The following is a 1,306-nucleotide window of genomic DNA, read 5'->3' as shown; positions in this document are numbered from 1 at the left end:
TCCGGCAAGCCCGGAAGTTTTTACCCGCGGAGTCACAGTGATGATGTGGGGGTGCCCGGCACTGGTGTGCATGTACAGGGTGTCCCGGGACTGGGCGGAAGTACCGCCGGGATACAAGGACAGGACCAGGAACGATAGAAGGGTTCCCAATGTCTGCATATTTTTGATAGTTCGTAGCGTTTTCATAATGCTTCGTTATTTTATGCTGTTATTTTATATTATTTTGATTCTCTTTTTGGTTCTTGTATTACTCTTATATACTCTTGTTACAGGTTTTCTTTATCAGCCATCCCAGAAGCCGCAGTCGCGTCTGGTAAAACCGTCAGCCGGTATCCGTTACAAGCATATCCGCCTTCGGCATACCCGATCCCCGTTATTTCTCCCCCAGGTGGTAGAGATACTGCTGCAGCAGTACCTTGTTCGAGCCCGGGTCCAGGTAATAGCTCCTTGTCAGCCTGTTGAAGCCGTCGTACTCATGCCGGGTGGTGATCCCATTGGGATCGGTGATGGCTATCACCCCCTGCAACGGTTCGTATTCGCAGGTGTACACGTTCGCTTCCGGTAAAGAAGTACGCAAGGAGCTTATCGCCAGTTTCATCTCCTGAGCAGGAACCAAAGCGTTCATCCGGTTATTGAGGGAATCGGCGACATTCGGATTATACACTGTCATGGCCGCAATCACTTGTGAATAGGTGGCGTTTTCTATCATAGCCACCGGGAATCCGGAACTTGCTATTTTTGGTAGGATTGGTTTTCATAAGATGTCGGTTTTTATAAATTGAATAATGGGTTGTTTAATAAATATCGGTATACAATCCCCCTGATGGAATAGGGCCCGTATCCATAGCGGGATTGTACAGGGGTGGGGGTCTTGAATCTGTTTACAGAATTCAATTACTTGGCCTGTTGGGTACTTGGCCTGTTGAAGGATTCTACAGGTTCATAGCATTGGAGCCTAACGCCCCGAGCACTGCCGAAGCCACTGCGATGATCGCTTTCAGGATGATATCCCATACGGATTTTTTCATTGGCATGGTCGTACACCTCCTTTCTGATGCATTTAAATAGTCTTATTAGTTTACGTTTAATAGTGGTTTCTGAGAGATCAGGATATTCTTTTATGTTGCAAATAGAGTGTACAATTCCCGGTCATGACGGAATCATCCATCATGATAAACAGGTAATATATTTATTTGCAGGGAGTTATCTGGTTAACGAAGTCTTGCAGTCTTCGACCGTTCAGTCAAGTCGTTCTTACGCTTTGTGATGACGAATGAATGTTACATGATCGGAGACGGAGGAGGGC

3 protein-coding genes are annotated in these 1,306 nt (G+C 46.5%); all 3 read right to left on the bottom strand.

Annotated elements, in window-relative coordinates:
• Positions 1-186, bottom strand: a 186-nt coding sequence (locus JCM17102_RS31070) for a hypothetical protein (RefSeq protein WP_206778289.1), incomplete at its 3' end; no start/stop codon positions are given.
• Positions 187-373: 187 nt separating this feature from the next.
• Complete coding sequence (locus JCM17102_RS25395; RefSeq protein ID WP_148302095.1) at positions 374-709, bottom strand: RHS repeat domain-containing protein; 336 nt, start codon at positions 707-709, stop codon at positions 374-376.
• 223 nt (positions 710-932) lie between these two features.
• Positions 933-1,028 (bottom strand): smalltalk protein, encoded by a 96-nt coding sequence (locus JCM17102_RS30820; protein WP_159106370.1) that lies wholly within the window; start codon positions 1,026-1,028, stop codon positions 933-935.
• Positions 1,029-1,306 lie beyond the last annotated feature (278 nt).

It is taken from the genome of Bacteroides faecichinchillae JCM 17102, assembly GCF_000614145.1.
In the GTDB taxonomy this organism is placed as follows: Bacteria; Bacteroidota; Bacteroidia; order Bacteroidales; family Bacteroidaceae; genus Bacteroides; species Bacteroides faecichinchillae.
Note: the sequence above shows the minus strand (reverse complement) of the source record. Positions and strands in the feature narration are given on the sequence as shown.

Bases quoted from the DNA above. Each gene is read 5' to 3' on its own strand.
- JCM17102_RS30820 (WP_159106370.1), bottom strand. From the start codon at position 1,028: ATGAAAAAATCCGTATGGGATATCATCCTGAAAGCGATCATCGCAGTG.
- JCM17102_RS25395 (WP_148302095.1), bottom strand. From the start codon at position 709: ATGATAGAAAACGCCACCTATTCACAAGTGATTGCGGCCATGACAGTG.